The sequence below is a fragment of the Klebsiella sp. 141251 genome, assembly GCF_050600725.1.
Taxonomy (GTDB): domain Bacteria; phylum Pseudomonadota; class Gammaproteobacteria; order Enterobacterales; family Enterobacteriaceae; genus Klebsiella; species Klebsiella aerogenes.
On the sequence record NZ_JAQIRG010000001.1, the window covers coordinates 380105 to 404541 of the forward strand.

General features: G+C 57.0%; 17 protein-coding genes and 1 pseudogene. 7 read left to right on the forward strand and 11 right to left on the reverse strand.

Going from position 1 to position 24437, the window contains the following annotated elements; genetic code table 11:
• Nucleotides 1-113 precede the first annotated feature (113 nt).
• Nucleotides 114-2370, forward strand: a pseudogene (locus tag PGR09_RS01800) (type VI secretion system Vgr family protein).
• 8 nt (nucleotides 2371-2378) lie between these two features.
• Nucleotides 2379-2744 (forward strand): hypothetical protein, encoded by a 366-nt coding sequence (locus tag PGR09_RS01805; protein ID WP_047077911.1) that lies wholly within the window; start codon nucleotides 2379-2381, stop codon nucleotides 2742-2744.
• A 79-nt stretch (nucleotides 2745-2823) separates the two neighbouring features.
• Here PGR09_RS01805 and PGR09_RS01810 read toward each other — a convergent pair whose 3' ends face one another.
• From PGR09_RS01810 to PGR09_RS01855, 10 genes are all read right to left on the reverse strand, one after another.
• Nucleotides 2824-3855 (reverse strand): methionine synthase, encoded by a 1032-nt coding sequence (locus PGR09_RS01810; protein ID WP_047049395.1) that lies wholly within the window; start codon nucleotides 3853-3855, stop codon nucleotides 2824-2826.
• A 23-nt stretch (nucleotides 3856-3878) separates the two neighbouring features.
• On the reverse strand, nucleotides 3879-4859 hold the full coding sequence (locus PGR09_RS01815) for a DUF1852 domain-containing protein (protein ID WP_047049391.1): 981 nt from the start codon (nucleotides 4857-4859) through the stop codon (nucleotides 3879-3881).
• Between the two features lie 274 nt (nucleotides 4860-5133).
• Nucleotides 5134-5919, reverse strand: coding sequence for an SDR family oxidoreductase (locus PGR09_RS01820; protein ID WP_047049390.1), 786 nt, complete (start codon nucleotides 5917-5919; stop codon nucleotides 5134-5136).
• Between the two features lie 199 nt (nucleotides 5920-6118).
• Nucleotides 6119-6916 (reverse strand): SDR family oxidoreductase, encoded by a 798-nt coding sequence (locus PGR09_RS01825; protein ID WP_020079384.1) that lies wholly within the window; start codon nucleotides 6914-6916, stop codon nucleotides 6119-6121.
• A 61-nt stretch (nucleotides 6917-6977) separates the two neighbouring features.
• Nucleotides 6978-8045 carry an ABC transporter permease gene (locus PGR09_RS01830; RefSeq protein WP_015367789.1) on the reverse strand — a complete coding sequence of 356 codons (1068 nt, stop codon included), beginning with the start codon at nucleotides 8043-8045 and terminating at the stop codon, nucleotides 6978-6980.
• A 17-nt stretch (nucleotides 8046-8062) separates the two neighbouring features.
• Nucleotides 8063-9607 (reverse strand): sugar ABC transporter ATP-binding protein, encoded by a 1545-nt coding sequence (locus PGR09_RS01835; protein WP_045392839.1) that lies wholly within the window; start codon nucleotides 9605-9607, stop codon nucleotides 8063-8065.
• A 1-nt stretch (nucleotide 9608) separates the two neighbouring features.
• On the reverse strand, nucleotides 9609-10229 hold the full coding sequence (locus tag PGR09_RS01840; RefSeq protein WP_063414694.1) for a DUF2291 family protein: 621 nt from the start codon (nucleotides 10227-10229) through the stop codon (nucleotides 9609-9611).
• A gap of 43 nt (nucleotides 10230-10272) precedes the next feature.
• On the reverse strand, nucleotides 10273-11208 hold the full coding sequence (locus PGR09_RS01845; RefSeq protein ID WP_015367786.1) for a D-ribose ABC transporter substrate-binding protein: 936 nt from the start codon (nucleotides 11206-11208) through the stop codon (nucleotides 10273-10275).
• Nucleotides 11209-11377: 169 nt separating this feature from the next.
• On the reverse strand, nucleotides 11378-12898 hold the full coding sequence (locus tag PGR09_RS01850) for an FGGY family carbohydrate kinase (protein WP_430915756.1): 1521 nt from the start codon (nucleotides 12896-12898) through the stop codon (nucleotides 11378-11380).
• Between the two features lie 350 nt (nucleotides 12899-13248).
• Entirely contained in the window at nucleotides 13249-14199 is a 951-nt protein-coding gene (locus tag PGR09_RS01855) for a sugar-binding transcriptional regulator (RefSeq protein WP_015367784.1), read from the reverse strand.
• Between the two features lie 372 nt (nucleotides 14200-14571).
• On the opposite strand from PGR09_RS01855, the gene PGR09_RS01860 reads away from it, so the two are divergent.
• Together PGR09_RS01860 and PGR09_RS01865 are read left to right on the forward strand one after the other, a co-directional pair.
• Nucleotides 14572-15402, forward strand: coding sequence for a transketolase (locus tag PGR09_RS01860; RefSeq protein ID WP_047049382.1), 831 nt, complete (start codon nucleotides 14572-14574; stop codon nucleotides 15400-15402).
• On the forward strand, nucleotides 15395-16336 hold the full coding sequence (locus PGR09_RS01865) for a transketolase family protein (RefSeq protein ID WP_047068226.1): 942 nt from the start codon (nucleotides 15395-15397) through the stop codon (nucleotides 16334-16336). Before PGR09_RS01860 ends, PGR09_RS01865 begins: the two co-directional genes overlap by 8 nt.
• Before the next feature lie 204 nt (nucleotides 16337-16540).
• Here PGR09_RS01865 and fepA read toward each other — a convergent pair whose 3' ends face one another.
• Nucleotides 16541-18769 carry a siderophore enterobactin receptor FepA gene (fepA, locus tag PGR09_RS01870; RefSeq protein WP_289577301.1) on the reverse strand — a complete coding sequence of 743 codons (2229 nt, stop codon included), beginning with the start codon at nucleotides 18767-18769 and terminating at the stop codon, nucleotides 16541-16543.
• Nucleotides 18770-19005: 236 nt separating this feature from the next.
• Here fepA and fes point away from each other — a divergent pair, with 236 nt between their 5' ends.
• From fes to entF, 3 genes are read left to right on the forward strand one after another with little or no spacing between them, the layout of a single operon-like run.
• Nucleotides 19006-20274 (forward strand): enterochelin esterase, encoded by a 1269-nt coding sequence (gene fes / locus PGR09_RS01875; protein ID WP_430915837.1) that lies wholly within the window; start codon nucleotides 19006-19008, stop codon nucleotides 20272-20274.
• 3 nt (nucleotides 20275-20277) lie between these two features.
• Nucleotides 20278-20481 (forward strand): MbtH family protein, encoded by a 204-nt coding sequence (locus PGR09_RS01880; RefSeq protein ID WP_045392859.1) that lies wholly within the window; start codon nucleotides 20278-20280, stop codon nucleotides 20479-20481.
• A gap of 10 nt (nucleotides 20482-20491) precedes the next feature.
• Nucleotides 20492-24373 carry an enterobactin non-ribosomal peptide synthetase EntF gene (entF, locus tag PGR09_RS01885; protein ID WP_430915757.1) on the forward strand — a complete coding sequence of 1294 codons (3882 nt, stop codon included), beginning with the start codon at nucleotides 20492-20494 and terminating at the stop codon, nucleotides 24371-24373.
• Nucleotides 24374-24437: the final 64 nt, after the last annotated feature.

The window sequence follows — 24437 nt, forward strand, 5'->3', positions numbered from 1 at the left end:
TTATTACTGGTTGTCATATAGTCATGGGGGGATATCTACGCTTAAATATCATTATTTGCAAATAATGGAATGAAATAATGAGTCCTCCAGGATTGCTTCCAGGAGCGACAACGATATTTAACCGTATATCTGTTGAGCTTCCGATTGACGGACTTTCTTTCTGGAAATTGTCTGGAGATGCAGCAATTTCAACGCCATTTTCTTTTGAAGCCGTGTTGCTGGCGACGGATGCGCGTATCGATCGTAGCACCTTGCTGGGAGAGTCGGTTACGGTTGCTGTTCCTGTAAAAAACGCGTTAGAACCGCGATATTTTAATGGCAAAGTCACCGGGATTGGCGTGGGGGCGATAGAGCTGTCAGGGAACCGATATGCGGCTTATTCGCTGACGCTTGAATCAGATTTATGGCCGATGCAGCGCGATCGTAATTCGCGCATCTTTCAGGAAAAAACAGTTCCGCAGATTGTGGTCATGCTATTGGCTGAATACCAGGTAAATGTTGAAGATGCGCTGCTGGAACAATATCGTGTCTGGGATTACTGTGTTCAATATCAGGAAAGTAGTTTTGATTTTATCAGCCGCTTAATGGAGCACGAAGGTATTGCTTATTATTTTCGCCACGATCGAGATAAGCATACGCTGGTTCTGGTTGATGCCGCTGAAAGTTATCATTCGATTACTGGTTATGAAGACATTCCCTACCAGTGCGCATCATTGCGTGGAAGTACGCCGGCCGAGGGCATCTCACGCTGGGCGATGCAGGATAACGTCACTCCGGGGCTATATAGCCTTGATGATTATGATTTTCGTAAACCGAATGCCTGGTTGCTGCAGGCGCGACAAAATCCGCTCTCCCCACGGCCGGGAAAAATTGATGTTTATGACTGGCCTGGCCGCTTTGTGGAGCATGAACAGGGGGCAAACTACGCCCGTCTTCGTCAACAGCGCTGGCAGGTGGAACAGCATAAAATTAACGCTACCTCGACGGCGCCGGGCATTGTGCCTGGCGCGCGATTTCAATTAAGCAACGCGCCGTTCTTTGGCGACAATGGCGAATATCTTACCATCCAGGCGCATTATGAATTCGAGGAAAATCGTTACGCCAGTGGTGCTGATAATCAGGCCATTCAGCGCATTGATTTTGTCGTGATCCCGTCGTCTACCGTCTATCCGTCCGCCACTGGCGACACCCTGGCCGCGTACCTATGGTCCGCAGACAGCAAGAGTGGTGGGCCCTCGGGCTGAGAGTATCTGGACCGATAAATATGGGCGCGTCAAAGTGAAATTCCACTGGGATCGAGAAGGAAATAACGACGATAGCAGTTCCTGTTGGGTACGCGTATCGAGCGTCTGGGCAGGACAGGGGTTTGGCGGGATACAGATCCCGAGGGTCAATGATGAAGTGATCGTTGACTTTATTAACGGCGATCCCGACCGCCCAATAATTATCGGGCGCGTTTATAACGAATCTAGTTTACCGCCGTGGGCGCTACCGAACGAGGCCACGCGGATGGGGTTTATGACCCGTAGCAAAGATGGGCATAAAGATAATGCGAGCTATCTTTTCTTCGAAGATCGGGCGGGCAGCGAATCGGTTGATTTACACGCTGAAAGAGATATGAATATTTCAGTAGAGAACGATAAAACTGCGGCTATTGATGGCCACTATCTCACAAAAATAGGCAAAACGCAGACCCATGAAGTGATGGATGACGCCGTTTTTACTTATCTGTCCAGGCGTACCACCAGGGTTGAAAAAGCAGAAGAATCCATTTTTAACCAGGGTGAAACCAAGACAATCGCGAAGGGGAGAAAACTGGCCATCACCGACGGTGGCGATTTTTCACAGATTAACGGTGATGTGACGACCACCATTAATGGTACTGCCTGCACGACAATAAACATCGGCGATCGGTACCTGACCCTGGAAGATGGCAGCATGTGGCTGAAGGTTTCCGCGGGAGGACGGCACGTTGAAATCCACGACGGCGATGAATTAATAGTCCGTAGCGGCGGGCGTAAAAATACCATCATCGGCGGATTAACAACAACCGTAGCTGGAGGTTGGGCCCAAAAAGTGACTACCGGTGATATCGAGATATCGACCCCTGATACCATGATATTGCGAGGAGAAAAGAAAATTGACCTCCAGTGCCCGGATTATTTTGAATATAAAGCGGCGGCGATGTCGGTCAAACTTAATGATACCGCGCTGGCCCTAACAGAAATTAGCGTCAAAGGATTAAAATACGAAACTAATCCCGTGGTGTTTAAGTTTCGCGGCGGCGGGGCGCATTTTGAGATCAATGGTAATAGGCTGGAGTATAATTTATTGTCTTTGCAGACCGCACTATTAACAATCATTACATGAGAAATATAATGGAAAAATATTCAGGGATCATCATTCGTGGGCCCTTCTATGCCTTGATGGCTGCGGTTGTCTTCTGCTTTGCCCGAGGTTTTTTCTTCTACTGGCTGATTAAAAGGGATCCCGTAGCGACTCGCGCTAGTATCGTCTCTTATTATCCTAAAACACCGAACGATCGTGGCGAGGTGAGTATTGTATTAACGTACAGCTTTAGTGCCGGAGGTAAAATTTATAGCAAGGCCAATCAGTTTATGACTATTAATATGGTGGATCTCGATAAGGTTTATGTGGGAAAAGAGGTGCCCGTGATCTACTATCGGGCTAATCCGAAGTACAGTAAGTTAGATTATTATCATCAGGAGTTAAGACAGAGATGATAACCTTGTGGGGATAAATAACAGCAACCGGGTAGACCCGGCTACTATTTTAGTATCAGAGAGTAGAAATCGGTGAATACTATTTCGCCGCCAGCTCCCGGCGAATGATTTCCGCCCCGGCGCTTAGCGCATGCAGCTTACCGCTGGCGACCTGACGCGATAACGGCGCCATGCCGCAGTTGGTTGATGGATAGAGCTTGTCGGCGTCGACGAACTGCAGGGCTTTACGCAGCGTGCTGGCCACCTCTTCTGGCGTCTCAATGGCGTTGGTCGCCACATCGATTGCTCCGACCATCACTTTCTTACCGCGGATGAGCTCCAGCAGGTCCATCGGTACGCGCGAGTTGTGGCACTCCAGCGAAATAATATCGATAGAAGAGGTCTGCAGTTTCGGGAACGCCTCTTCATACTGGCGCCATTCGGAGCCGAGCGTTTTTTTCCAGTCGGTATTGGCCTTAATGCCGTAGCCATAGCAGATATGTACGGCGGTTTCGCATTTCAGCCCTTCAACGGCTTTTTCCAGCGCGGCGATCCCCCATTCATTGACTTCATCAAAGAAGACGTTAAAGGCGGGTTCATCAAACTGAATAATATCTACCCCGGCGGCTTCTAATTCCCGTGCTTCCTGGTTGAGAATTTTGGCAAATTCCCATGCCAGCTTTTCACGGCTTTTATAGTGATCGTCATACAGCGTATCGATCATGGTCATTGGCCCCGGCAGGGCCCATTTAATCGGTTTGTTGGTGAGTTGACGCAGATATTTCGCATCTTCGACAAACACCGGCTGCTGGCGCTCGACGGCGCTGACGACGGTCGGCACGCTGGCGTCATAGCGGTTGCGAATTCTCACCGTTTGCCGTTTCTCAAAATCGACGCCGCTGAGATGTTCAATAAAGGTGGTGACAAAGTGCTGACGCGTCTGCTCGCCATCGCTGACGATATCAATGCCTGCGCGCAGCTGATCGTCGAGCGATAAACGCAGCGCATCGCGTTTGCCCAATACTAACTCTTCATTCTGTAATTTCCACGGCGACCACAGCGTTTCGGGCTGCGCCAGCCAGGTCGGTTTCGGTAAACTGCCTGCGGTGGATGTCGGGAGCAATGTTTTCATACAGGTGACCTTTATTTTATGATTTAGAGAGCGTAATGAGCTGACCATTGCTCAAGAATATGCTGGTACGGCTTAATAAACTGTTGTTCGGTAAATTTGCCCTGTTCAATCGCCAGGCGGCTGCGCTCTTCGCGGTCATAGACAATCCGGGTAAACGAATGATCCTGATTATTCAGGTTCGGCTGATAGCACTGCCCGGCCGCGGAGTTGGCGTTGTAAATTTCCGGGCGATAAATCTTCTGGAACGTTTCCATGGTGCTAATGGTACTAGCAAGCTCAAGGTTGCTGTAATCGCTAAGCAGATCCCCCGCGCAGAAGAAGGCCAGCGGCGCTACGCTATTGGCCGGCATAAAGTAACGCACCTGCAGGCCCATCTTATTGAAATAGGCTTCGGTGAGGGCCACGCCATCCTGCTGGTATTCGACGCCGAGAATAGGGTGCTGATTACCGGTCCGGCGGTAAGTATGCTTATTGGATACGCTCAGGCAGATGACCGGCGATTTTTTAAAACATTCATGGTATTCGGCAGAGTGCGTGAAGTGCTTGAAGATATTGCCATGCAGAACGCCATAATCTTCCGGCACGCTGAAGGTTGCCTTGTCTTTATTATATTCCGGCAGTAATACGCTAAAATCATAATCGCGCACATAAGAGGAAAAGTTATTTCCTACAATGCCTTCGCTACGCGTATTGGTGGCTTTATCGATAATATTGGTTTGCAGAATCTCAATCACCGGGAATGCCGCATTCTGGCCGTTAGCGGTAATATTCATCTCGACTGAGATAATATCGAGTTCGACGGAATAACGGTCGCCGTGCGGATTATCCCACTGCACCAGGTTATTAAAGCGATTATCAATCATCGTCAGCGTGTTGCGCAGGTTCTGCTGACGGTTTTCGCCCCGCGCCAGGTTGGCAAAATTGGTGGTAATACGCGTATTTTTCGCCGGGTTATAGTGTTCATCAAAACGACTGCGTTTAATCGTAAAGGTAAAGTCTGTCATCGTCTCTTTCCACCCTGGGTTCTGATATAAAAATGCAGGTATTTCACATTCCCAGAATGACCTTGCGATTTATCTGGATTTATTATTCAGTAGCATTCATATTGTCTGCAGTTGCTGAAGACTATTTTTGCCAGAGTCATTGAGTGAGTGAAAGAGAGTTAATTTCAATACGGCATGAGCCATCTTCATGAGCCGTCATGTGCTCTGCGTAGACGTGCAAGAGTGGAATGAAATAGCCCCGGCTTAGGCATCGTTAGCCGGGGCAAGACCGGTTTTACCAGCAGATAAACCCGCCATCGACCACCAGATCGACGCCGGTGCAGAATGAGGCGGCGTCGCTGGCGAGGAATAGCGCCGGGCCGGCCATCTCTTCAACCTTCGCCATGCGCTGCATCGGGGTCTGGCTTTCAAACTCGCGGGTCTGATGCACCATCTCCGGGCGGGTATTCATCGGCGTGGCGGTATAGCCGGGGCTGATGGCGTTGACGCGGATCCCTTTATCAACCCACTCCATGGCCAGGCTTTTCGACAGGTGGATAACGCCGGCTTTCGAACAGTTGTAATGCGCCTGATCGAGGCCACGGTTAACGATAATCCCCGACATCGAGGCGATATTAATAATCGACCCGCCGCCAGACTCGAGCATCAATTCCGCTTCTGCTTTGCAGGAGTTCCATACGCCGGTGAGGTTGATGTCGATAACCCGCTGCCACTGCTCGCTTTCCATCTCCAGGGCCGGATTGGCGTTGGCGATACCGGCGGCGTTAACGGCGATATCGAGGCGGCCAAAGCGGCTTTTGGCCAGCGCAACGGCGGCGCGCAGGTCGGCAAGCTGGCGGACATCGCCGGTATAAGAACAGGCCTGGCCGCCGATGGATTCAATATGGCCGACCGTTTCCGCCAGCCCGCCGTCGTCGCGAAGATCAAAACAGACCACTCGCGCGCCGGCGCTGGCGAGCGCGCAGGCGATGGTTTGGCCGATGCCGCTGCCGGCGCCGGTCACGAAAGCGACGCGCTCCTGCAGGTTAAACAGCTGCTGTGCAAAGTCTTTGCCGATCATAGTGATTACTCTCTTCAGTATAGTGTCGAACGTCGGGGTCCCGGTTTCCCGGATGGCGGCGCGTAGCGCCTTATCCGGGCTACCCTTCGGCGGTATTACGTAGCCCCGGTAAGCAAAGCGCCACCGGGGGCCTTCCCGGAGTGGTGGCGCCAATGCGGGATGCCTTATTCGGGCGATAGGGCCCGCTAACCTCGGGGGATTACGACATAATTAAACCGCCATCGATATTAATGGTCTGCCCGGTGAGGTAGCGTGCGTCGTCGGAGGCGAGGAAGGCCACCAGCCCGGCCACGTCTTCCGGCTTACCGGCACGCTTCATCGGGATCCCTTCGACCCATTCCGCCATCAGTTCGCCCTTGCCGTAGCGCTTCTGCTCGGTGCTGAGAATTTCTCCCCACACGCGATCGTTGTAATCCCACATTTCACTCTCAATGATGCCGGGGCAGAAGGCGTTGACGGTGATGTTCCACGGCGCCAGTTCGTGCGCCAGGCTTTGGGTAATACCGATCACGCCCATTTTGCTGGCGGCGTAGTGCGGCGTGTAGATAAAGCCCTGACGCCCCTGGCCGGAAGAGGTATTAATCAGGCTGCCGTGGTTCTGTTTCACCATATATTTAGCGGCCTCGCGGCAGCACAGCCACACGCCGGTGGTGTTAACCGCGAGCACTTTTTCAAAATCGGCCTTTGGCATCCGATCGTAGTAATCGATGGTGATCACCCCGGCGTTCTGAATGGAGACGTCAATGGCGCCGAAGCGCGCGGCGGCCTGCTCATACAGCGACTGTACCTGCGCTTCGTCGGTCACATCGACCTGCAGCGATAAAATATCCGCCTGATAGCGCTGACGCAGGGTTTCGGCGGTCTCGTGAACGCGCTCGGCGTTGGAGACCATCACCAGATTAGCGCCGTCGCGGGCAAAGCGCTCCGCAATACCTGCGCCGATGCCGCGGCAAGCGCCGGTGATAACTACCGTTTTATTATGGAAATCTCGTTGCATATTTTTTCCCTTTCGATAAGCCGGGCGCCGGGCCCGGCGGAATACGTGAATACGGTTGCGATTAGCTGGAGGTGGCGCCGTTCGGCGGGATCGCGGCCAGCTTCTCTTCGTGGCGGCGCATCAGAATGACTTTGTTCTGCAGCTTCTGCTGGAACTGGTCGACGACAACGGCGGTGACGATCACCAGGCCCTTAATGACCATCTGCCAGAAGTCGCTAACTCCCATCATCACCATGCCGTCGGCGAGGAAGACGATCACGAAGGCGCCGATAATCGAGCCGGTCACCCGACCGCGGCCTCCTGCCAGCGCGGTTCCGCCGAGCACGGTGGCGCCGATGGCGTCCATCTCAAACATGTTGCCGGTCATCGGGTGGGCGGTTTGTAGCTGAGAGGCGACGATCAAGCCGACGAAGGCGGCGCACAGGCCGGAGAAGGCGTAGACGAAAATTTTGGCTTTGACGATCGGTACGCCGGCGAGGCGAGCGGCGGATTCGTTGCCGCCGATAGCGTAGATGTAGCGACCAAGCGGCGTTTTGGTCGTCAGCCAGTAGCCCAGTACCAGGAAGCCGATCATCAACCAGATCGGCAGATAAACGCCAAGCAGCGTACCGGAGCCCAGCGTGGCGAAACCGGTATTGCCCAGCGCTTCCATGCCGTTGAGGTTCGGGTAGGTGCTGCCGTTGTTAAACAGCAGGGCGGAGCCGCGGGCGACGTACATCATCCCTAAGGTGCAGATAAACGGCGCGACGCCGAAGCGGGTAATCACCGCGCCGTTAACCAGCCCTACCAGCACGCCGAAGACCGCGACGCAAAGGATGACCTCCGGGACGTTAAAGAAGATGATATCGCCGTTCCATAGCGGTAGCCCGTTGGTCAGCAGCGCGCCCGCGACCATCCCGCAGATACCTGCCACCGCGCCGACGGACAGGTCAATGCCGCCGGTGAGGATCACCAGCGTCATACCGATGGCCAACAGGCCGGTAATCGCCACGTGCTGGGTCATGATCAGCAGGTTAGAGGCGGTCAGGAAGTTCGGTACCATCACGCTGAAGAATGCGATCACCAGCAGCAGGGCGATGAAGGTTCTGGCCTTCAGCAGGTACATATAAATCATATATTTCTGGTTCATGATGGATTCCAGCCTGATTAATCTTGAGGTGTTGAAGCCGCGATTAACTTTTCGCGGGTCACCGCATGGCGCGGTAAATCGGCGGTAATGCGGCCATCGGCCATCACCAGGATGCGGTCGGCCAGCGCCATCACTTCATCCAGCTCCGAAGAGGAGAACATGACCGCCAGCCCCTGCTGGGCCATTTTGCCGATCAGGTGATAGACGTCGGTTTTCGCGCCGACGTCGATGCCGCGCGTCGGTTCATCAAGGAACACCACCTGCGGCTGGGTCATCAGCGCCTTACCCAGCACCACTTTTTGTTGATTGCCGCCGCTCAGCGAGGTGATGGGTAAATTGGCGTCGCTTACTTTGATCGCCAGTTGCTGAATCATCTCTTTTACGCAGAACTCCTCTTTCTGCGGATTCAGCCAGCGCCAGGCGCGGCGGAAACCCTGCAGGCTAAAATCAGAGAGCGTCATGTTGGATTGAATCGACATCATCTGCACCACGCCTTCGCCCTGACGGTCTTCCGGCACCAGCGCCAGCCCCTTTTTCAGGCGATGTTGAAAGCGAGATTTACCGATGCTTTCGCCGTTAAGATGTACCTCGCCGCTCTGGCAGGGCATCAGGCCGACCAGCCCTTTAAACAGCTCGGTGCGCCCGGCGCCCAGCAGGCCGTAAATACCGATCACTTCGCCCTTGCTGAGGGTGAAGGTGACATCATTGAGTTTGTAGCCGCCGCTCGGATGCAGCGCGGTCAGCCCCTTGACCTCAAGCACCGCGTTTCCTTTTGGCGCGGGCTGATAATCAAAGTGCTTTTTCTTGTCTCCGACCATCTGCTCGATGATCCACGGCACGCTGGCGTCGCTGACGTTACGCTCGCTGATAAAGCGGCCGTCGCGGAAAATGGTGATGTTGTCGCCAATCTCCATCAGCTCTTCGAGGCGATGCGAAATGTAGATAATGGTGACGCCGCGGCGCTTAAGCTGCTCGATAACCTTAAACAGCACTTTGACTTCTGACTGGCTCAGCGCCGAGGTGGGTTCATCCATAATCAGCACGCGGGTGTCTTTCGATAGCGCGCGGGCGATTTCAACCAGCTGCTGATGACCAATCCCCAGTTCGCCCAGCTGCGTGTAGGGATCGACGTCGAGCTCCAGCCGCTCCAGTAGCGATTTGGCTAACGCATATTGATATTTTTCGTTGATGCGTCCTTTCTGAAAGAATTCATTAGCCATGAATATGTTGTCCATCACATTCATATTGGGGAATAAATTTAGTTCCTGAAAAATAATACTGATGCCTAATTTCTCTGCCTGGTGGGTAGAGTTTAAAGTCACCGCTTCGCCATCGAGAATAATTTGACCGGAGGAGGGCGTTTCCACGCCGGCAAGCATTTTCATCATGGTGGATTTACCCGCACCATTTTCTCCGATCAGAACGTTAACCTTATTTCGATAGACCCGGTAATTCACGTTATCCAGCGCGGTCACGCCGGGATAAATGCGCGAAAGGCCGCGGGTTTCGATAATCACTTCAGATTCGACTGGTTGGGGAGCGACGATATCTTGCGGCGTCATATTATTGTCCCCCCGGATGAACGATTTTCGCCGGGGTGATTTCCGGAATAGTTTGTGGAATATCCCAGGCTGAGAAGACGCCATACACTTCTACGTTGTCGCCGGTTTTCAGGTTGGCCGCCTGAATCATTTTGACCGCCTGACTATTAATATTTTTGCTGTATTCGCCAAACAGCACCTGGTCGTTAAAGTCCTGGTAGCTGGCGCCGCGGTAACCGTCGCGCAGCAGGGTGCCGCGCAGAGTAGGGCCAATCTGCACCAGCACATTACCGATGCTGCCATCGGCGAGGGTCATCTTGCCGCTGCGCGAGGCGCTATCCAGCTTGCTGACGGCGCCCGCCACCTTGACGTAAAAGATGCACGGGTTTTCGTCCTGGGCGCGGTAGCCCAGCGCTTTGCAGGCGCTATCGATATCTTTTTGCGCCTTCAGCGCGCTCATCAACTCCGCCGCCGGGCGGGCGTTGGCGACCACCTGCGGCACGATGCTCTGCTGCCAGGTTTTATCGATGTTCGCCATATGCGGATTGGGCGGGGATTTCAGGTCTGCCAGCTCCTGCTGCGAGACGATGCGGCAGCCGCCAAGCGCCAGAACGGCCAGCGCCAGACAGGTTTTCTTATACATAATGCTCTCCTCTGCGCCCCCGCAGGGGCGCAACCACCCGAACTCAGGACTTGATATTGAAGTCCTGAACTTTATCTGCGTTATCCTGGGTAATCAGAATGCCGCGGAACATCACGCGCTGCTTCGCCGGCTTTTCGCCTTTTTGCAGGTAGTTATCGAGATCGGTAACGCCCTGGGCGGCGATGGCCTGCGCCTGGAGCATCACGGTCGCCTGTAGCGTGCCTGCCTTCACCGCATCGCGTTCGTCGTTGCTACCGTCGATGCCGACGACAATCACATCGTTACGATTGGCCGCTTTCAGCGCCGCGATGGCGCCAAGAGCCACCGGGCCGTTACCGCAGATCACCCCTTTGACATCCGGGTGAGCCTGCAGAATGCTATCCATAATGCGTTTGCCGTCGATCAGGGTGCCTTTGGCATCCTGTTTTGCCACGCTGACCATATCCGGGTACTGGTCAATCACCTGGTGGAAGGATTTAGAACGGGTGACGCAGTTATTATCGGCGAGGTTGCAGGTCAGTTCGGCGTATTTGCCTTTTTCCGCCATTTTCTCAACAAATACGTTGGCGACTTCTGAACCGGCCTGGAAGTTATTGTGGGTAATTTGTTCCAGCGCGACATCATCAACCGGAATTTCACGGTTAATTAAGACCACCGGAATACCCGCTTTTTTGGCTTTTTCAATGGCGGCGACGCTGGCGGTGGAGTCGGCATTATCGAGAATAATTCCCTGCACCTTTTTACCAATGGCGGTATCAATCAGCTCATTTTGCTTTTTGACATCTTCGCCATGCGAAAGCACGGTCGTTTTATAGCCGAGGGCTTGCGCTTTTTCGCTGGCGCCTTTGGCTTCCGAGGCGTAATAAGGGTTATCCAGCGAGTTAACCATTATCATAATGGTGCCTTTTTCGGCGCTATGCGCGGCAAAGGAAAAGGCGGTCAGGGTCGCAGCGGTTAAAAGAGTTAAACGTAATTTCATGACTCTGTTCCTGTATTTTTATATTCGAACAAATGATCCCTGAGCGGGCAGGGTTTACGGTCTGAAATTTCCCCAGAATAAATTCGGGGGTTGCGATACATCGTTATGGGCCGGGGTTCTCCTGTAGTGGGTTAATAAGGTTCGTCGCCCAATCTGACGCCGATGGGCATCAGGCCGGCGAATCCGGTTTCCATAATGTTCTGTTTACCGCATGGCGCCACTCCTGCCAGCGCTGCTGTAGGCGCTGGTGGCGGGCCATGTCGGGTTGAAAAGCGCTGTGTTCGGTTAAGAAGGCTTGCAGGTCAGCGGTTTCACCGGGAGTGAGGGCTTTTCGCGCCAGCAGCGCCGCGCCGATGGCGGACAGTTCCGGGATATCGCTGCGCATCACCGGGCAGCCGAGCAGGTCGGCCTGGTATTGCATCAGCCAGTCGTTGTTGGTTGGACCGCCGTCGACCATTAATGCCGTCAGGGTGAATTCAGCGTGCTGGCGCATCGCCGCCACCACGTCGGCGATTTGATAGGTAATGGATTCCAGCGCCGCGCGGATCAGGTGCGCGCGCTTGACCCCGCGGCTAAGGCCGCAGATTACCCCGCGGGCGCTGTCGTCCCACCAGGGGGCGCCGAGCCCGGTCAGCGCCGGTACGAAGTAGACCCCTAAAGTCGAATCGACGGAGGCGGGCAGGGTATTCAGCTCATGGGCCAGGTCGGCTGCGGAGAGTTCGCTCAGTCCGGTGCTGTCCGCCATCCATGCTACCGCATCGCCGGTATGGGGGATGTTGCCTTCCAGTCCCCACACCAGCTGGTCGCCATCGTGCCAGGCGACGGTGGTCGCCAGGGCGGCAATATCGCACTGGGCTGATTGGACCGGCGCCATCACCGAGGAGCCGGTACCGTAGGTGGCTTTCACACAGCCAGCTTCGCCAAGGGCGTGGCCGAATAGCGCGGCGTGGGAGTCGCCAATCATCGCCATCACCGGGATACCGTCGGGGATCGCCGCCAGCCCTTTGGTGTAGCCGAACAGCCCGCTCGACGGTTTAATCTCCGGCAGCGCCGCGCGCGGAATACCAAACAGCGTGAGCATCTCGTCATCCCACTCGCCGCGGTGCAGATTCAGCAATTGGGTGCGGGCAGCGTTGGAGTAATCGCAGAAGAAAGATTGTCCGCCGGTTAAATTCCACAGCAGCCAGCTGTCGATAGTGCCGAGGCAAATCTCGCCGCGCGCGGCAAGCTGATAACCATCGGAAGTGGCATCCAGCAGCCAGCGCATTTTGGAGGCGGAAAACAGCGGTGCAATCGGCAGGCCGGTGGCGTGCTTAATGCGCTGCTCCTGACGATCGCGACGCAGCGTGTCGCAGAAGGTGGCGCTGCGGGTACATTGCCATGTGATGGCGGCGTTGATCGGTTCGCCGCTGGCGCGATACCAGCCGATGGCGGTTTCGCGTTGATTACTGATAGCCAGCGCCGCGACGTTTTCCGCACCGACGTGCGCCACCGCTTTGGCGATCACCGCCAGTGAGGCCGCCATCAGCGCCTCGCCGGATTGTTCCACCCAACCTTCGCGCGGGGTTTGGATCGCCAGCGGCTGCGAGAACTTGACGCTAACCTTGCCTTTGCCGTCCAGCACCACGGCTTTCGCGTTGGTGGTGCCTTCATCCAGCGCAATGATGAACTCTTTGGCTGTCGCCTGCATATGATGCTCTCCTCGGTCACCCATTGTCCTGGAACGGCGGAAACAGAGATGGTCTCCGGCCATTGCATGCGTCTATGCAGGCCATGATGTGACATATCGTTATCGTTTCTTTAATCACTGAATATATATTCGATAGTGATTATTTATTTGATACCTTAAGCCACAAACCCGGTGATGGGCTACCTGAAAAATCATCAATTGTGCTGGCAATCACATTTCGCAGATTGGGAATATGACACGAAGGCGGGGAGGGGAGCGGTTTAATTTATTGAATTAAAATGAGTTATTTTGCAATCCCTGTTGCTGAAAAAACAGCCTCAGGGATTGACGAGGCATAAAACTGCGGAGGATTAGTCGCTAACCAGTAGTCTGGCAGTGGGGTAATCGGTGATTAAAACATCGATATAGCCGCCGGTAAGCGCGCCTTTAATTGCCGCGACTTTGTCGGTGCCGCCGGCCAGCGCGACCACGTTCGGACATTTTTTGACTTTCTCCAGCGCCATGCCGATCACCGGATCTTCATCTTCGCGTAATACCGGCTGGCCGTATTTGTCGTAGTAGTGCAGGCAGATATCGCCAACTGCGCCCCGCGCCGCCAGCACTTGCAGCATATCTTCGTGATAATAGTTACCCGACGTTTTCAGCAACTGGGAAGGTTCGAGAATGCCAATGCCGACAATGGCGATATCGACCTCGTCAAAGCGTGAAACCACATCGGCGACATCTTTGCTGGCCAGCAGGCGGTTGCGCTCTTCCATGGAACCTTCGATGCTTTGCGACGGCAGCAGCCAGGCATCGCAGTTAAGACGCTGGGCCAGCGTCTGGGTGAGGATCGTCGCCTGCACGTTGCCGTTGGGCCCGACGCCGCCAAGCAGTTGGATGACGCCGCTGGCCTTCAGATTTTGCGCGTGAACCTCATCGACCATCGCGCGGATGGTGGAGCTCCATGAAGAGACGCCAATCAGATCTTTTGGCCGCAGGCGGGTTTCCAGGTAGTGCGCGGCGGCCGAGCCAATCGCCCGCTTGATGGTATGGTCGCTGGCCTCTTCTTCGGTATCGACCACCACCGCCTGTTTAAGCCCGTAGCGATCCTCAAGCCCCTTTTCGAGATTGAGGAAGATATTTGATGGCTGTACGACGCTGATTTTGACAACGCCCTCTTTTTGGCAGCGGGTAATCGCGCGAGAGACAAATGACTGAGACAGCGAGAGAAGTTGGGCGATATCAGACTGCTTTCGTCCTTCCAGATAGTAAAGCGTGGCAATCTTCACCAATAGCCGTTGTTCATCCTGCTTAGCCATATTAATCCTCGAAAATCATTTATCGCCTTTCTTCAGGCGTTTAGCTGCAGCCATTATCGTAGTGACTTTTATCATACGCGAAAAAAAATCACACTTAAGTGTGATGATGGTCAAATTTTTACCACTCATCAAAATCGGCTATGGACAAAAACAAAACAGCCAGGCCATAATCGAATAAAGAATCATCATTGAATATATATTCAAGGCGGTTTTGAGTCAACGAGTTTATCCGGGCTTCGCCTGGAGCGGAAGGCAGAATGTTCCTGAGTATGGCGCTGGGGCGGAAGGCTAACCACCGGCATGGGGATATCTGGTTTTTTAGTCCCTGACGGAATAAATATTCCATATTGAAAATAAATTCAGAGGTATTAAATGAATCCCTACAGATTTGATGTCCAGACGCTTGAGCGCAAAGCGCGCGCCGTGCGCCGCCACATTGTCCGCTTAAACGCCAATAGTCCGGCTGGCGGTCACACCGGGGCCGACCTGTCGCAGGTCGAGCTGTTAACCGCGCTCTACTTCCGTGTGCTCAATGCGGCGCCCGATCGCCTGGACGACCCGCAGCGCGATATCTATATCCAGTCGAAAGGCCATGCGGTGGGCTGCTACTACTGCGTCCTGGCGGAAGCCGGTTTCTTCCCGATCGATTGGCTGGAGACCTACCAGCATGCGAACTCGCATCTTCCCGGCCATCCGGTGCGGCAGAAAACGCCGGGCATTGAGCTCAACACCGGCGCGCTGGGCCACGGTTTGCCCGTTGCGGTGGGGCTGGCGCTGGCCGCGAAGAAAAGCAACAGCTCACGCCGCATCTTTTTAATCACCGGCGACGGCGAACTGGCGGAAGGCAGTAACTGGGAGGCGGCGCTGGCGGCGGCCCATTACGGCCTCGATAACCTGGTCATTATTAATGATAAGAACAATCTTCAGCTGGCCGGGCCAACCCGCGAAATTATGAATACCGATCCGCTGGCCGATAAATGGCGCGCCTTCGGCATGGAGGTCAGCGAATGCGAGGGCAACGATATGGCCTCGGTGGTCGCGACTCTCGAAGGGCTACAGCAGAACGGTAAACCTAACGTCATTATTGCCAACACCACGAAGGGCGCGGGCATCTCCTTTATCCAGGGGCGCCCGGAGTGGCACCACCGGGTGCCGAAAGGCGAGGAAATCGCACTGGCGCTGGAGGAACTGAAAGATGAGTAATGCAGAACACCTGGCGAACGTGATGGTCGAGGCGTTTATCGCCGCGGTGGAAAAGGGCGTCGATCTGGTGCCGGTGGTCGCGGACTCCACCTCAACGGCCAAGATCGCTCCCTTTATTAAGCAGTTCCCCGGACGGCTGGTTAACGTCGGTATCGCCGAGCAGAGCATGGTCGGCACCGCCGCGGGGCTGGCGCTCGGCGGTAAAGTGGCGGTAACCTGTAACGCCGCGCCGTTCCTTGTCTCTCGCGCCAACGAGCAGATTAAAGTTGATGTCTGCTACAACAACACCAACGTCAAGCTCTTTGGCCTCAACGCCGGCGCCAGCTATGGCCCATTGGCCAGTACCCACCATGCCATTGACGATCTGGCGGTAATGCGCGGTTTCGGCAATATCCAGATTTTCGCCCCCTCCACGCCGCGCGAATGTCGGCAGATTATCGACTACGCCCTGGCGTATCAGGGGCCGGTTTATATTCGTCTGGATGGCAAGGCGCTGCCGGAGTTGCATGACGAAGCGTACCGTTTTGTGCCCGGCGCGGTGCTGACCCTGCGCGAAGGCGAAGCGGTGGCGCTGGTGGCGACCGGCTCGACGGTGCACGAGGCGGTGGAGGCGGCGCAGCAGCTTGCCGACCTTGGTATTGAGGCTAAAGTGGTTAGCGTGCCGTCGATTCGACCCTGCGATACCGCGGCGCTGCTGGCGGCGCTGCGGTCATGTCGTTCAGTCATTACCGTCGAAGAGCATAATGTCAACGGCGGGTTGGGGAGCCTGGTCGCCGAAGTGCTGGCGGAAGCGGGGACGGGGATAACCTTACAGCGTCTGGGGATCCCGGATGGCGAATACGCGGCGGCCGCCGATCGCGGCTGGCTGCGTCAACATCACGGTTTTGACGCGGCGTCGATTGTCGCGCGAGTACAGAAGTCAGTACGGGGTTGAAGCACAACGCCCTCCATGGGGAGGGCGTCAGACTGCTGACAAACGTGCTTAAAAGTGAATGAGGGGTCTTTTTTTCCCTCTCCCTCCCAGGGAGATGGCCGGGGTGAGGGTGATAACGAGCTGACTAATCAGCAGATTTACCCCTCTTCCTAACCCTCACCCGAAGGGGCGAGGGGAGCGTCCGTGCTCTTTGAAGGGTTGTCATCAGAAGTGGGTGTTGACGCTCATATACCAGGTACGACCGGATTCGTTATAGGTTTCAGCGCCAGCGCCGTACATACTCCCTTTGTCGCCGCCGGTCGTTTGGGCGTTACCCGCGCGCCAGTGGCGCTTGTCGAAGACGTTATCCACGCCGCCGGTCAGGCTGACGTTTTTGGTCACGTCCCAGGTCGCGCTCAGGCCGAGAATGCTATACGGGCTGACCTCGTTCTTCTCGCTGCCGGTGACTGGCTGGCCTTTGTAGTTGTACTTCTTCGGTTCCTGCTTGCCGTACCAGGTGAAGGTCGATTGCACAGAAACGTCCTGATAAACCTGCCAGCTCAGCGTCGAGTTCAGCGTGTATTCCGGAATAATCGACAGGCGATCGCCGGTCTCTTTGTTCTTACTCTGCAGCATGTAGGTGATGTTGTTGGTCCAGTTCACCGTCTCGCTGACCGGCACGTTCAACGTGCCTTCCAGCCCTTCAACTACCGCTTTCGGCACGTTTTCCCATTGGTACAGGTCGGTCCCTTTAGTATTGCGATAAACTGGGGCATATCCCGCTTCAATCTTGTTGCGGTAGTCGTTACGGAACCAGGTGACGCCCGCCAGCCAGCCGTCGCGTTTGAACTCGAGGCCAATCTCTTTGTTGATGCTGGTCTCGGCTTTTAAGTCGTCATTCCCTTGCAGATAGCAGCCTTCTTTACTGGCGTAGCAGCCCTGGCCTTTACTGTAGAGAATATAGTTGGGGTTGGTCTGATACAGGCTCGGCGCTTTATAGGCGCGGGCGATACCCATTTTCAGGGTAAAGTCGTCGCCCAGACCCTGCGACAGGTTCAGCGACGGGCTCCAGTTATTACCGACAATACTGTGGTGATCGAAACGCAGCGCCGGCGTCAGCATGGTGGTATCGGTCACTTCCATGTTGTTCTCGGCGAACAGGGAGAAGATTTCCGCTTTCGAATACGGGCTGCGGCCGGTGCTGTCGTAGCCCGGAATTTCGCCGCCAGACAGAGCCTGAGTATTGGAGGCGTTGTCCTTCATGCGCTGCTGGTTCCATTCGGTACCCAGCGTCAGGTTCTGGTTAACCCACAGGTCGAACGGAATATTAACTTCGCTGTGCAACATCACGTCCGACAGGTCGATATCGGTAAACTGGTTGCTGCTGAAGATCCCCTCGGTGCCGCCCGCCAGACCTTCGCCTTTACGCGAGTTGCGGGTGTGTTCGTACTGCGCCCAGTTACTGGTGGTCACGCCGTTATCCCAGCCGCCGTTCCAGGTCACGGAGTAAGTATTGCGATAGAGACGGTTGGTCTCTTTACCGTAGTTCTCTTTCACCAGAGCGTTGCTGTTGGTGTTTTGCGTATCACCGGCATACAGGTTGCCCTGGCGGCTATAGCCGGCTTCAAACTCCAGCGACTGCATCGGCGCGAAATCCCAGCGCACCACGCCGTTGATGTTTTTGTTTTCTACCCCTTCACGCCCGGCGGGTAGGGTATCGGCGTAAATGCCGGTGCGTTCAGACTGATGGCCCTGGTTGATATCCCAGGCGTCAGCCTGGGTTTTATCGAGGTTGCCGTACATGCGGAAGCTGAAATCGCCGCCCAGCGGGCCGCTGAGGCTAAAGTCGGTACGCTTGGTCGCGCCTTCGTCTTTATGCTCCGGCATGTTCATGTAGGCGTTCCACGAACCATGCCACTGGTTGTCGAATTTTTTAGTAATGATGTTGACCACGCCGCCCGCCGCGCCGTTGCCGTAGCGCGCCGCCGCCGGGCCGCGGATAACGTCAATACGTTCGATCATTTCCGGCGGTACCCAGCTGGTATCGCCGCGGGTGTCGCGCTCGCCGCGCCAGCCGAGACGAATGGAGTTACGGCTGGTCACGGGCTTACCGTCAATCAGGATTAAGGTGTTTTCCGGGCCCATACCGCGAATATCAATCTGGCGATTGTTGCCGCGCTGGCCGCTGGTGGAGTTGCCGGTCAGGTTGACGCCCGGCATGGTACGGATGATTTCAGAGACGTCGCGCGCCGGCGGACGTTTACGAATTTCATCGGCGGTAATGGTCGAAACGCCCGGCGCCTGCAGGTTTTGCACCTCGGCGGTGACGACCATCGTTTCTTCACCGGCGGCTTGTTTACTGTCGGTGGTTTCTTCTGCCGCGCACAGCGGGAATGCCACCCCGTAGATACCCAGATTGACCATTAAGGCCAGGGACTTAATCCTGTTATTCATTGTAAGTCAGTTCCGCTTTTCTTTGCCGCTTTCCCCAGAAGCCCCTTCCCACCGGGAGGGGAGACAGCATAAATGTAGCCAGTAGAAGGTGAACGCTTTCCGTAGCCGACCGAGCCAAACGCTCTGAAAAGACCCTCTCTGACCTTGATTTAATGTATTGAGAAGACGCGCTACCCATAGGCGCGTTAATACGCTATTGCAAATGCAAATAGTTATCAATAATATTATCAATAAATATTACCTTTGTTGATAAAAATCACGGTAAACATAGGGTTACTGACGGAATGCAAATAACGGGAAGTGACGACTGGTGGCGGGGGATCGCCGGCCCGCAGACTGAGGTGCTGGGCGACGCATATCGGGTGACCTTCTGGTGGCGCGATCCGGCCGGCAGCGAAACCACGTCGCCGATTCGGCGGGTGTGGATTTACATTACCGGCGTCACCGATCATCACCACAACGCGGCGCCGCAAACCCTGCAGCGCATCCCCGGTACCGATGCCTGGCGCTGGCAAACCACGCTCCCCGCCAGCTGGCGCGGCAGCTACTGTTTTATTCCCTCCGAACGCGACGACGATTTTTCCCCGCAGCTTTTTAACGGTGAAGCGCCGGACCGCGCGCTGCTGCGCGAAGGCTGGCGCAAACTGCTGCCGCGGGCGATTGCCGATCCCCGCAATCCGCAAAGCTGGAAGGGGGGACGCGGCCACGCGGTCTCGGCGCTGGAACTGCCGCAGGCGCCGGAACAGCCGGGTTGGCATTATCGCGAGCCGGTTTCGCCTGCGCCGCGCTGTATTGAATGGCGCAGCCAGCGATTAGGTAACCAGCGACGAGTGTGGATTTACACCACCGGCAGTGGGACGGATCGCCCGCTGGCGGTCCTGCTTGACGGCCAGTTCTGGGCCGAAAGCATGCCGATTTTTGCGCCGTTGGCGGGGCTGACGCGGGAAGGCCGCCTACCGCCGGCGGTCTATGTGCTGATCGACGTTATCGACAATCAACACCGCAGCGTCGAGCTGCCCTGCAACCGTGATTTCTGGCTGGCGGTACAGGAAGAACTGCTGCCGCAGGTGCACGCCGTGGCGCCATTCAGCGATCGCGCCGACCGGACGGTGGTGGCGGGGCAGAGCTTTGGCGGTCTGGCGGCGATGTATGCCGCGCTCCACTGGCCGCAGCGTTTTGGCTGCGTCCTGAGCCAGTCGGGGTCGTACTGGTGGCCGCAGCGCGGCAGTAGCCAGCCGGGGGTGATACTTGAACAACTGCAGCGCGGCGAACTTCGGCCGCAGGGGCTGCGTATCTGGCTGGAAGCCGGCGTGCGCGAACCGATTATTTTTCGCGCCAACCAGGCGCTTTTCGCGCAGCTGCGGCAGACCACGCCGTCCATTTTCTGGCGCCAGGTTGACGGCGGGCATGACGCGCTATGCTGGCGCGGCGGGCTGACGTCCGGGCTTATCCAGCTGTGGCAGTCTTTGCGCCGCGGGCAACAACACGCGCTTAACGAGGAGTGAGAGATGCAATTCAGCAACCCCTTCGATAATCCCCAAGGGCAGTTTTACATTCTGCGCAACGCACAGGGGCAATTTAGCCTGTGGCCGCATCACTGCGCGCTGCCGACAGGCTGGACGGTGGAGTGTCCGCCGCAGTCATTAGAGGCCTGTAACGCCTGGCTTGCCGCCAACTGGTCAACCCTTATTCCAGCGCACTACGCCTCCTGAGGAGCTTTCGATGAGTACACGTTTACCGCTGGTTGCGGCGCAGCCGGGGATTTGGATGGCTGAACGCCTTTCTACGCTACCCGGCGCCTGGAGCGTTGCCCACTATGTTGAACTGCGCGGCAATCTCGATTCGGCGCTGCTGAGTAAGGCTATCGTCGCCGGGCTTAAGCAGGCCGATACCCTGAGCATGCGCTTTTGCGAAGATAACGGCGAAGCGTGGCAGTGGGTTGATGACGCGCGCGAGTTTGCCGAGCCGCAAAACGTCGACCTGCGCCAGCAGGCCGATCCGCACATGGCCGCGCTGGCCCTGATGCAAAGCGATCTCGGGCAGAATCTGCGTGTCGATAGCGGTAATCCGCTGGTCTGCCATCAGCTCATGCGCGTTGGCGACGATTGCTGGTACTGGTATCAGCGCTATCACCATTTGCTGGTTGATGGCTTTAGCTTCCCTGCCATTACCCGCCAGATCGCCGCGATTTATCGCGCCTGGCAACGCGGGGAAGAGACGCCGGATTCACCGTTTACCTCGTTCGCCGAGGTGGTGGAAGAGTATCAGCGCTACTACGGCAGCGAGGCGTGGCAGCGCGATAAAGCCTTCTGGCAGGCGCAGCGTCAGGCGTTGCCGTCTCCGGCTTCGCTATCTGACGCGCCGCTGGCCGGGCGGGCGACCAGCAGTGATATCTGGCGCCTGAAACTGGAGGCCGATCCGGCTATCTTCAGCCAGCTCGCCGCCAGCGCGCCGCAGTGCCAGCGCGCCGATTTGGCGCTGGCGCTGACGACGTTATGGCTGGGACGGTTGTGCGGCCGCATGGATTACGCGGCGGGCTTTATCTTTATGCGCCGCATGGGATCGGCGGCGCTGACCGCTACCGGCCCGGTACTCAACGTACTGCCGCTGGCGGTGAATATCGACGCGCAGGAGACGCTGGCGCAGCTGGCGACGCGACTCTCCGGGCAGCTGAAAAAAATGCGCCGCCATCAGCGCTACGATGCTGAGCAAATTGTCCGCGATAGCGGCAAAGCGGCGGGCGACGAACCGCTGTTCGGCCCGGTGCTGAACATCAAAGTCTTTGATTACCAGTTGGATATCGACGGCGTGCAGGCGCAGACGCATACCCTCGCCACCGGCCCGGTGAATGACCTCGAGCTGGCACTGTTCCCGGACGAACGCGGCGGCCTGTCGCTGGAGATCCTCGCCAACAAAGCACGCTACGATGAGGCGACGCTGAACCGCCACGTATCGCGTCTGACATCGTTACTGGCGCAGTTTGCCGCCAATCCGGCGCTGCGCTGCGGCGAAGCGGAGATGCTGTCGGCGGAAGAAGGCGCGCAGCTGGCATTGATCAACAATACCGCGATGCCGCTGCCGACCACCACCCTCAGCGCGCTGGTGGCGGAACAGGCGCGGAAAACGCCGGATGCCCCGGCGCTGGCGGATGCCAACTGGCGCTTTAGCTACCGCGAAATGCGCCAGCAGGTGGTGGCGCTGGCCAACCTGCTGCGGCAACGCGGCGTGAAGCCGGGGGATAGCGTGGCGGTTGCCTTACCGCGTTCGGTGTTCCTGACGCTGGCGCTGCACGGCATTGTCGAAGCCGGCGCCGCCTGGCTGCCGCTGGACACCGGCTACCCGGATGACCGTCTGCGGATGATGCTGGAAGATGCGCGGCCTTCGCTGCTGATTACCTCTGACGATCAACTGGCCCGTTTTAGCGATATTCCTGGGCTGAGCAGCTTGTGTTATCAGCAGCCGCTGGCCGCTGAAGATGATACGCCGCTGGCGCTGTCAAAACCGGAACATACCGCCTATATCATCTTCACCTCCGGCTCCACCGGGCGGCCGAAAGGGGTGATGGTCGGCCAGACCGCCATCGTGAACCGCCTGCTGTGGATGCAAAATCACTATCCGTTAACCGCCGCCGATGTGGTGGCGCAGAAGACGCCGTGCAGCTTTGATGTCTCGGTATGGGAGTTCTGGTGGCCGTTTATGACCGGCGCGCAGCTGGTGATGGCGGCGCCGGAGGCGCATCGCGATCCGCAGGCGATGCAGCGGTTCTTCGCGCAGTACGGCGTGACCACCACCCACTTTGTTCCGTCGATGCTGGCGGCGTTTGTCGCCTCGCTGGATAGCGATAATGTGTCGTCCTGCCGGACGCTAAAACGCGTTTTCTGCAGCGGCGAAGCGCTGCCGACGGAACTGTGTCGCGAATGGGAACGCTTAACCGGCGCGCCGCTGCATAACCTGTACGGGCCGACGGAAGCGGCGGTGGATGTCAGCTGGTATCCCGCCTGTGGGCCAGAGCTGGCGGCGGTCACCGGCAACAGCGTGCCCATCGGTTGGCCGGTATGGAACACTGGATTACGTATTCTTGATGCCACCATGCGCCCGGTGCCGCCGGGCGTGGCGGGTGATTTGTACTTAACGGGCATTCAGCTGGCGCAGGGATATATGGGGCGCCCGGATCTGACCGCCAGCCGCTTTATTGCCGACCCGTTTGCTCCCGGCGAGCGCATGTACCGCACCGGCGATGTGGCGCGCTGGCTGGATAACGGGGCGGTAGAGTATCTTGGCCGCAGCGACGATCAGTTGAAAATTCGCGGCCAGCGCATTGAGCTTGGCGAGATCGACCGGGTGATGGCGGCGCTGCCGGACGTCGCGCAGGCGGTGTGCCACGCCTGCGTCTTCAATCAGGCCGCGGCCACCGGCGGCGATGCCCGTCAGCTCGTCGGTTATCTGGTGAGCGAGTCCGGCCAGCCGTTGGACGTGGCGGCGCTGAAGGCGCGTCTTAGCGAACAGCTGCCGCCGCACATGGTGCCGGTGGTGCTGATCCAACTGGAATCCTTCCCGCTCAGCGCCAACGGTAAGCTGGACCGTAAAGCGCTACCGCTCCCCTCCTTAAGCAGCGAGCGCAGCGGTCGCCCGCCGCAATCGGCTACCGAAATGACCGTTGCCGCGGCGTTCAGCCAACTGCTGGGCTGCGAGGTAAATGATATCGACGCCGATTTCTTCGCCCTCGGCGGCCATTCGCTGCTGGCGATGCGGCTGGCGGCGCAGCTTAGCCGCGAGCTGGCGCGGCAGGTGACGCCGGGGCAGGTGATGGTCGCTTCGACGGTCGGCAAGCTGAGCGCATTGCTGGCTTCCGACCTGAGCGACGAGCAGGCGCAGCGTCTTGGCTTTGATGCGCTGTTGCCGCTGCGCGAGAGCGATGGTCCGACGCTGTTCTGCTTCCATCCGGCTTCCGGTTTTGCCTGGCAGTTCAGCGTGCTGGCGCGTTATCTTAGCCCGCGCTGGTCGATTACCGGAATTCAGTCGCCGCGTCCGACGGGGCCCATGGCCTCCGCCGCCAACCTCGACGAGGTCTGCGAGCATCATCTGCGCACGCTTTTAGCGCAGCAGCCGCATGGGCCTTACTATCTGTTTGGCTATTCGCTCGGCGGAACGCTGGCGCAGGGGATTGCCGCCCGTTTACGCCAGCGCGGCGAAGAGGTGGCGTTCCTTGGCCTGCTCGATACCTGGCCGCCGGAGACGCAAAACTGGGCGGAGAAAGAGGCGAACGGCCTGGATCCCGAGGTGCTGGCGGAAATCGCCCGCGAGCGCGAAGCGTTTCTCGCCGCGCAGCAGGGGCAGGCTTCCGGCGAGCTGTTCAGCGCGATTGAAGGTAACTACGCCGATGCGGTGCGCCTGTTGACGACCGCGCACAGCGCGAAGTTTGACGGTAAGGCAACGCTATTTGTGGCGGAGAAAACGCGCCAGAAAGGGATGGATCCGCAGGTCGCATGGGGGCCGTGGGTTGGCGAGCTGGAGGTGTTCAGCCAGAACTGCGCCCACGTCGAGATTATCTCGCCGCAGGCCTTTGAAGCGATAGGCCCGGTAGTGCGGGAGATTCTGGGGTAACGGTAGAGCTCGGGCTACCCGTTTTTGGTAGCCCGGCTCAGCGCAGCGCAAGCCGGGGATGCGA

What these genes read in the sequence shown, in the direction of transcription:
- PGR09_RS01805 (WP_047077911.1), top strand. Translation starts at nt 2,379, where the DNA reads ATGGAAAAATATTCAGGGATCATCATTCGTGGGCCCTTCTATGCCTTG.
- PGR09_RS01810 (WP_047049395.1), bottom strand. Translation starts at nt 3,855, where the DNA reads ATGAAAACATTGCTCCCGACATCCACCGCAGGCAGTTTACCGAAACCG.
- PGR09_RS01815 (WP_047049391.1), bottom strand. Translation starts at nt 4,859, where the DNA reads ATGACAGACTTTACCTTTACGATTAAACGCAGTCGTTTTGATGAACAC.
- PGR09_RS01820 (WP_047049390.1), bottom strand. Translation starts at nt 5,919, where the DNA reads ATGATCGGCAAAGACTTTGCACAGCAGCTGTTTAACCTGCAGGAGCGC.
- PGR09_RS01825 (WP_020079384.1), bottom strand. Translation starts at nt 6,916, where the DNA reads ATGCAACGAGATTTCCATAATAAAACGGTAGTTATCACCGGCGCTTGC.
- PGR09_RS01830 (WP_015367789.1), bottom strand. Translation starts at nt 8,045, where the DNA reads ATGAACCAGAAATATATGATTTATATGTACCTGCTGAAGGCCAGAACC.
- PGR09_RS01835 (WP_045392839.1), bottom strand. Translation starts at nt 9,607, where the DNA reads ATGACGCCGCAAGATATCGTCGCTCCCCAACCAGTCGAATCTGAAGTG.
- PGR09_RS01840 (WP_063414694.1), bottom strand. Translation starts at nt 10,229, where the DNA reads ATGTATAAGAAAACCTGTCTGGCGCTGGCCGTTCTGGCGCTTGGCGGC.
- PGR09_RS01845 (WP_015367786.1), bottom strand. Translation starts at nt 11,208, where the DNA reads ATGAAATTACGTTTAACTCTTTTAACCGCTGCGACCCTGACCGCCTTT.
- PGR09_RS01850 (WP_430915756.1), bottom strand. Translation starts at nt 12,898, where the DNA reads ATGCAGGCGACAGCCAAAGAGTTCATCATTGCGCTGGATGAAGGCACC.
- PGR09_RS01855 (WP_015367784.1), bottom strand. Translation starts at nt 14,199, where the DNA reads ATGGCTAAGCAGGATGAACAACGGCTATTGGTGAAGATTGCCACGCTT.
- PGR09_RS01860 (WP_047049382.1), top strand. Translation starts at nt 14,572, where the DNA reads ATGAATCCCTACAGATTTGATGTCCAGACGCTTGAGCGCAAAGCGCGC.
- PGR09_RS01865 (WP_047068226.1), top strand. Translation starts at nt 15,395, where the DNA reads ATGAGTAATGCAGAACACCTGGCGAACGTGATGGTCGAGGCGTTTATC.
- fepA (WP_289577301.1), bottom strand. Translation starts at nt 18,769, where the DNA reads ATGAATAACAGGATTAAGTCCCTGGCCTTAATGGTCAATCTGGGTATC.
- PGR09_RS01880 (WP_045392859.1), top strand. Translation starts at nt 20,278, where the DNA reads ATGCAATTCAGCAACCCCTTCGATAATCCCCAAGGGCAGTTTTACATT.
- entF (WP_430915757.1), top strand. Translation starts at nt 20,492, where the DNA reads ATGAGTACACGTTTACCGCTGGTTGCGGCGCAGCCGGGGATTTGGATG.